Origin of the sequence: Pseudomonas sp. SWRI51, assembly GCF_014268825.1 — a bacterium.
GTDB classification, from domain to species: domain Bacteria; phylum Pseudomonadota; class Gammaproteobacteria; order Pseudomonadales; family Pseudomonadaceae; genus Aquipseudomonas; species Aquipseudomonas farsensis.
The window spans coordinates 1-7,104 of record NZ_JABWRG010000150.1; the positions used below are offsets into that span (position 1 = coordinate 1).

Below are 7,104 nucleotides of genomic sequence, written 5' to 3' on the forward strand. Positions count from 1 at the left end.
CACGACTCTCTATCATTTCCCACAGGATTGGGTCCAACCAGCAATGTTGCGGTTGAGCACGGCCCCTGTGGGAGCTGGCGCCAGCCTGCGATGAGGCCGGTGCAGGCGAGCCGGTTCACCCAGCCCAATCAATTAGCTGGCTGCTTGAACACATAAAACAGGTTCGGCTCGCTGACCAGGTACAGCGTCCCGGCCTCGTCCATCGCCAGCCCTTCAGCCTGCGGCACGGTCTTTTTCAAGCCCTGGAACCCCTTGCGCAACGACAAGGTGCTCAGTGGCCTGCCATCGACATCCAGCTCTATCACCAGCCGCGACTCATCCGACAGCGCCAGCAGGTGCCCGCTGCGCTCGTCGTATTGCAGGCTCGACAGGTCCCTGACGAACATCCGCGCATCACGCTTGCGGTCCTGCTCTACACGCACGGCATAAGGCTGCTCGGGGTCGGCATGGGGGAAACCATGCACCTCATAGATCAGCATGGGGTCGCGCTCCTTGGCCACGAACAGGCGTTTGCCCACCGAGTCATAGGCCAGCCCTTCAAAGCCCTTGTTGCCGTTCAAGCCGATCCCCAGGGTGAGCTGCTCGGCATCGCCCGCATCCAGAAACAGCGTGCTGTCATCCAGGCGCACGCGAATCAGCCGATGCTGGCGTTCATCGGTGATCACGTAACTGTTCGGGCCTACGTATTCCACCGCCTCCGGGTCGCCGAAACCGGTCAGCGGCACCCGGCGCAGAATGCGCCCGTCGAGCGAAAGCTCGATCAGCTCAGGATTCGAGTTGGTCACGGTAAACAAGGTTTTGCGGTCGGGGTCGTAGGTCAGCGCCGACACATCGTCGTTCAGGCCTTCGATGGGCTGCGCTTCAAGCGCCACCTGATAACGTTCAAGACCAATGCCTTGCTCGGCCGGCTGCCACCAGGCCTTGAGGTTGAACCAGCCGCGCTCGAACAGGCGGAATTCATGGGCAGCAACGCCAGCTAAAGCCAGCGCGACAAGCAGGACAGAGGCGGTGATCAGGCGGTAGCTTCGGCGCATCAGGGCAGGCTCGACAGAGTGAGTGCAGATCAAACCATTCAGAACTGAAGCAAACCTTAAAGTCAGAGCGGGAAACAACTGGCAGAGTTGTCAGTTTTTTCTGAAGCGATAGAAGAGGTTGGGCTCGCTGACGATGTACACCACGCCTTGATCGTCCATCGTCACGCCCTCGGCACGCGGAATGGTGTGCTTCAGGCCATTGAAGCCCCCCAGCAAGGTCATGAAACTGACCTGAGCGCCCTTGTCGTCGAGTTCGAGCAGCATGTTCGATTCGGCCGACAACGCCAGCAGGTGGCCGGTGCGCGGGTCGACTGCCAAGGCAGACAAGTTGCGCAGATCGAGCCCATCGCTAGGCAACGGGCTGCGGCCCTCTTTGCTCAAGGCATACAGGGTGGGCGGGCGCTCAGCGCCGATCAGCAGGCGCTGACGCATGGCGTCCCAGGCGATGCCCTCGAAGCCCTTGTTGCCCTCCGGGGACTCCCCCAGGTCAACGCCTTGATAGTCGCCGCGCTCCAGCGCCGTGGTGTTCGCATCGACCGTGACCTTTACAAAATCCCGTTGGCGCTCATCGACGATACCGATGCGGCCGTCCTCCAACACCACCACCCCTTCAGGGTTGGCCCAGCCATTGAGGGCGATCTTGCGCAGTACGTTGCCGTCCAGGTCTAGCTCGGCCAGGAACGGGTGCTTGCCCATGACGGCGAACAAGGTGCGGGTATGCGGGTTGAACGCCAGGTCCGAGGCTTCGTCGCGCTCCATGCCCGGCAGCGGCTTGGCGTCGATATCGGCAATGTACGCCGGCAGCCAGATGCTTTGCTCGCGCTCGCTGGTGGACTCGAAGCGTTCTTTGATCCACAGCAAGCCGCGGTCATCCCAGTGCATGGCCACCGCAACGCCATAACCGATCACGGCAAGCACGCCGAGCCATAGCGGCCAACGCAGCAACATTCGACGCCGTGGCGTTGGGGGTAAGGGTGAAGCGGAGGGGGTGACCATTATTGGGGGTCCTGTAGGCTTGCCGTAATGTCTTCCTAACGCCGGCGAACGGGCTCAAAGTGGCGCATTATCCGCAACGTTTGTGAAAAAAACGGCAAAACCTGCCAGGGGATGAAACGGCGACGGCCTGAAACCCTCGCCGCTTCAGGGTCAGAGCACCCGGCTCTCGAAGCGGCAGACACCTGGCAGCTCCAGCACCAGCTCGTCACCGACATTGAACGGGCCAACGCCCGCAGGGGTGCCGGTCAGGATCACGTCGCCGGCCTGCAGCGAGAAACACGCAGCCATATGCTTGATGATCGGGACAATGGGGTTGAGCATCAGCGCGCTGTTGCCGTCCTGGCGCACTTCACCGTTGATGGTCAGGCGTACCGGGATATCAGTCACATCAGCGAAGGTAGATGCAGCAACGAAAGGCGGCAGCACGCAGGCGCCGTCAAAGCTCTTGCACAACTCCCACGGCAAGCCCTGCTCTTTGAGCTTGCTCTGCAGGTCGCGCAGGGTCAGGTCCAGTGCCGGCGCATAACCGGAAATGGCGTCGAGCACCTCTTCATCGGTTGGCTTGGTCGACAGCGACTTGCCCAGCAACACGGCAATTTCGGCTTCGTAGTGCACCGAGCCACGTTCGGTCGGGATCTTGAAGCCACCCTCAAGCGGCACCACGCAACTGCCCGGCTTGATGAACAGCAGCGGCTCGCTGGGGATCGGGTTGTCCAGTTCCTTGGCATGCTCGGCGTAGTTGCGCCCGATGCATACCACCTTGCCCAACGGAAAGTGGATGTGGGTGCCGTCTACGTACTTGTGCTGGTAACTCATGGCCGACTCCTGTGAATACTGCTTTTATTCGAGAGCGAAGATCTTACCCGGATTCATGATGCCGTCAGGGTCGAATACGGCCTTGATTGCCTTCATGCAGGCGATTTCTTCGGGCGAACGGCTGTAACCCAGGTAATCGCGCTTGGTCATGCCCACGCCGTGCTCGGCAGAAATCGAGCCGTTATAACGCTCGACGATCTCGAACACCCACTTGTTGACCTTGGCGCAGGAGGCAAAGAACGCGTCCTTGCTCATGCTGTCGGGCTTGAGAATGTTCAGGTGCAGGTTGCCGTCGCCAATATGGCCGTACCAGACCACTTCGTAATCGGGGTAGTGTTCACTGACGATGGCGTCGATATCGCGCAAGAAATCGGGCACTTTCGACACTGTGACCGAAATGTCGTTTTTATACGGTGTCCAGTGCGAGATGGTTTCCGACAGGTACTCGCGCAGTTTCCACAGGTTTTTCAGCTGGGTCTCGCTCTGGCTCATCACCCCATCGAGCACCCAGCCTTGCTCCACACAATGCTCGAAGGTCGCCAGCGCCTCGTTGGCCACCTCTTCGGTGCTGGCCTCGAATTCCAGCAGGGCATAGAACGGGCAGGCGGTCTCGAACGGGGCAGGCACGTCGCCGCGCGCGAGGATCTTGGCCAGCCCTTTGTCAGAAAAAAACTCGAAGGCTGTCAGGTCAAGCTTGCCCTGGAAGGCATGCAGCACCGGCATGATCGCGTCGAAGTCCGGCGTGCCCAACACCATGGCGGTCAGGTTGCGCGGGGCACGATCCAGGCGCATGGTCGCTTCGACCACAAAGCCCAAGGTGCCCTCGGCGCCTATAAAGAGCTGGCGCAGGTCATAGCCGGTGGCATTCTTGATCAGGTCTTTGTTCAGTTCGAGCAACTCGCCCTTGCCGGTGACCACTTTCAGCCCGGCGACCCAGTTGCGGGTCATGCCGTAGCGGATCACTTTGATACCGCCGGCGTTGGTGCCGATGTTGCCGCCCACCTGGCTGGAGCCGCTGGAGGCGAAATCCACAGGGTAATAAAGGCCCTGTTCCTCGGCAAATTGCTGCAATTGCCGGGTGATGACGCCAGGCTGGCACACCACGGTGCGGTCGAATTCGTTGAACCCAAGAATCTGGTTCATGTAGTCGAAGGCCACCACCACTTCGCCATTGGCCGCCACGGCAGCCCCGGAAAGCCCGGTGCGCCCGCCGGAGGGCACCAGCGCAACCTGGTTGCGGCGCGCCCATTTGACGATGGCCTGCACCTGCTCGGCGGTCTTGGGGAACACGATGGCGGTGGGCGCAGGCGGGTAATGCTTGGTCCAATCCTTGCCGTAGGCCTCCAGCGAAGCCGGGTCGGTCAGCACCTTGCCCGGGTCGACAAGGGTCATCAGTTCATCAATTACCGCAGGGTGGGTCATCGCGGGAACTCTCGACTTATTCATAGTCACCCTGAGCACTCTTCACCTGTCGGTTTGAGCTCAGATTGTGTCGCGTATGCTAGCATAGCCGTCCCGCTGGTCGTGCTAAGGCCGATGCCGCGCCGCTTCACCCCCTCGCCATTTTTCTCCGGGATACAGGTTTAAGCAGATGAGCAAGACTTCTCTCGACAAGAGCAAGATCAGGTTCCTTCTTCTCGAAGGCGTCCACCAGAATGCCGTGGACACCCTCAAGGCTGCCGGCTACACCAACATCGAGTACCTCACAGGCTCGCTGCCCGATGCCGAACTGAAGGAAAAGATCGCCGATGCCCACTTCATCGGCATCCGCTCACGCACCCAACTGACCGAAGCGGTCTTTGATTGTGCGAAGAAACTGGTAGCGGTCGGCTGCTTCTGCATCGGTACCAACCAGGTCGACCTGGCCGCCGCCCGCGAGCGCGGCATTGCGGTGTTCAACGCACCGTACTCCAACACCCGTTCGGTTGCCGAGCTGGTGCTGGCCGAAGCCATCCTGCTGCTGCGCGGCATCCCCGAGAAAAACGCTTCCTGCCACCGTGGCGGCTGGATCAAGAGCGCGGCCAACTCGTTCGAGATCCGTGGCAAGAAACTGGGCATCGTCGGCTACGGCTCCATCGGCACCCAGCTGTCGGTACTGGCTGAAAGCGTCGGCATGCAGGTCTACTTCTACGACCCGCTGACCAAGCTGCCACTGGGCAACGCCACCCAGGTTGCCAGCCTGAACGAACTGCTGGGCCTGGCCGACATCGTGTCGCTGCACGTGCCTGAGCTGCCATCCACCCAGTGGATGATCGGCGAGAAAGAAATCCGTGCGATGAAAAAGGGCTCGATCCTGATCAACGCCGCACGCGGCACTGTAGTCGAGCTGGACCACCTGGCCGCTGCGATCAAGGACAAGCACCTGATCGGCGCCGCCATCGACGTGTTCCCGGTCGAGCCGCGCTCCAACGATGAAGAGTTCGAAAGCCCGCTGCGCGGCCTGGACAACGTGATCCTGACCCCGCACATCGGTGGTTCCACCGCCGAGGCGCAGGCCAACATCGGCCTGGAAGTGGCCGAGAAGCTGGTCAAGTACAGCGACAACGGTACTTCGGTGTCGTCGGTCAACTTCCCTGAAGTGGCGCTGCCGGCGCACCCAGGCAAGCACCGCCTGCTGCACATCCACGAAAACATCCCGGGCGTGCTCAGCGAGATCAACAAGGTCTTCGCCGAGAACGGTATCAACATTTCTGGTCAGTTCCTGCAAACCGACGAGAAAGTTGGCTACGTAGTGATCGACGTAGACGCCGAGTACTCCGACCTGGCGCAAGAGAAGCTGCAACACGTCAAAGGCACCATCCGCTCACGCGTATTGTTCTGACGCTGATTGCCGCATCGCGAAGGGAGGCCCTGGTGGCCTCCCTTTTTTTGTGCCCGCCTGGCGGTTATTTCACGTTGACGGTGATTTTTTGCGATTCCACAGCCGGCTTGAACGGCACATGGTAGGCATCGCCCAGCACCAGTTGCAGGGTGTGTTTGCCTGGGGTCAGGGTGATGGTGGTTTCGGTCTGCGCCTTGCCGAAGTGCAGCACCTGCGGGCCGGCGGGCAGGGCCACGCCGCTCTCAGGCATCAGGCTGGTAGGCAGCGGCGTATCGCTCAGCGGCGCCTTGTCGACATCGACCAGCAGGTGGTGATGGCCGCTGTGCGCGGTCTGATCGCCGGCAGGCTTGAGCGCGATGCCCTCGATACCGAATTTGACGGTGAAGGTCTTGTCGACGGTGGCGCCGTCGGCGGGGGAAACGATGAACACCTTGGCGTCCTTCGGTGGCTGCTGGCTCTTCAAGGCGTCGTTGGCGCAGGCCAGCACCGATGCCCCCATCAACAGACTGGCGACGGCAGCACGCGAAAATAGGCTTTTCATTCACTTCTCCTGTGATTCACTTCAATAGACCGCTATGACTTAAACGAGCGTAGCGGCAATTCACCATAGTCCAGTCACAGGGCGAGAGGTTCAAAAGCCTGTATAGAAAAATTTCTGCCGCGGTCAAACATCGGCGCGATGACGGGGTCATAGGCTGCGTTCGACCGGGGCGGGGGAAACAAGCCGCGGCGAATGAAATTTATCTGCCGAAGAAGAAAAGGGGCACTCATGCGTTTGACCATTGGTGTACTGCTGGCTGCGCTATTCAGCCCGCTGGCCCAGGCCGACCTGATCGACGAAATCAACGATCGCGGAGAACTGCGGATTGCCGTACAGGGCGATGCCGCGCCTTATGCCTTCAAGGAAGAAGACCACCTCACCGGGTTCGACATTGAACTGGGGCAAGAACTGGCCAAAGAGCTGAACCTGCGCGCCGAGTTTATCGAAGCGACCGGCGACGAGGTGCTGCCCGGCGTCAGTGAGGGCAAGTTCGATATCACCGTGAACAAGGCCGACAGCAAGCTGGCCGACAACCTCGATGCCAGCCAGTCGTTCAGTGACGAGAAGCTGGTCATACCGTTCCAGAAGGACAACCCGGCGTTCGAGAGTGCGCTGAACAACGCGCTGCAGCGGATCAAGGATGATGGGCGCCTGGGGGCGCTGCAAGACAAGTGGTTCAAAGGCGCCAGCCAGACTGCGGCGGGGCAGTAACACCGCGGCGCAGCCATCGCAGGCTAGCGCCAGCTCCCACAGGGACCGCGCCAGGCAGCGATATTCAGGCCTGGCTCAGACTCCTGTGGGAGATTCTATGGTTTCGGGCAAGCCTGTTCCCGCCAGATATATCTCCTTGTGGCGAGCGGGCTTGCCCCGCGTTGGGCTGCGCAGCAGCCCCTTGG

Annotated in this window: 7 protein-coding genes; 2 read left to right on the forward strand and 5 right to left on the reverse strand. The window is 60.8% G+C overall.

The window, feature by feature from the left end; translation table 11 throughout:
* Nucleotides 1-128: 128 nt before the first annotated feature.
* From HU720_RS23470 to HU720_RS23485, 4 genes are all read right to left on the reverse strand, one after another.
* Nucleotides 129-1,034 (reverse strand): SdiA-regulated domain-containing protein, encoded by a 906-nt coding sequence (locus HU720_RS23470; protein ID WP_186523470.1) that lies wholly within the window; start codon nucleotides 1,032-1,034, stop codon nucleotides 129-131.
* Between the two features lie 90 nt (nucleotides 1,035-1,124).
* Nucleotides 1,125-2,030: an SdiA-regulated domain-containing protein gene (locus HU720_RS23475; RefSeq protein WP_186523471.1), complete on the reverse strand. Its 906-nt coding sequence runs from the start codon at nucleotides 2,028-2,030 to the stop codon at nucleotides 1,125-1,127.
* Between the two features lie 150 nt (nucleotides 2,031-2,180).
* On the reverse strand, nucleotides 2,181-2,846 hold the full coding sequence (locus HU720_RS23480; protein WP_186523472.1) for a fumarylacetoacetate hydrolase family protein: 666 nt from the start codon (nucleotides 2,844-2,846) through the stop codon (nucleotides 2,181-2,183).
* Between the two features lie 24 nt (nucleotides 2,847-2,870).
* Complete coding sequence (locus HU720_RS23485; protein WP_186523473.1) at nucleotides 2,871-4,268, reverse strand: FAD-binding oxidoreductase; 1,398 nt, start codon at nucleotides 4,266-4,268, stop codon at nucleotides 2,871-2,873.
* A gap of 169 nt (nucleotides 4,269-4,437) precedes the next feature.
* Between HU720_RS23485 and serA the strand changes: the two genes are divergently transcribed.
* The gene (gene serA, locus HU720_RS23490) at nucleotides 4,438-5,667 is read left to right on the forward strand and encodes a phosphoglycerate dehydrogenase (RefSeq protein ID WP_186523474.1); all 1,230 of its coding nucleotides are present in this window, start codon (nucleotides 4,438-4,440) and stop codon (nucleotides 5,665-5,667) included.
* Between the two features lie 64 nt (nucleotides 5,668-5,731).
* Here serA and HU720_RS23495 read toward each other — a convergent pair whose 3' ends face one another.
* The gene (locus HU720_RS23495) at nucleotides 5,732-6,208 is read right to left on the reverse strand and encodes a DUF4399 domain-containing protein (RefSeq protein ID WP_186523476.1); all 477 of its coding nucleotides are present in this window, start codon (nucleotides 6,206-6,208) and stop codon (nucleotides 5,732-5,734) included.
* Nucleotides 6,209-6,436: 228 nt separating this feature from the next.
* Between HU720_RS23495 and HU720_RS23500 the strand changes: the two genes are divergently transcribed.
* Nucleotides 6,437-6,919, forward strand: a complete 483-nt coding sequence (locus tag HU720_RS23500; protein WP_186523478.1) for a transporter substrate-binding domain-containing protein — start codon at nucleotides 6,437-6,439, stop codon at nucleotides 6,917-6,919.
* Nucleotides 6,920-7,104: the final 185 nt, after the last annotated feature.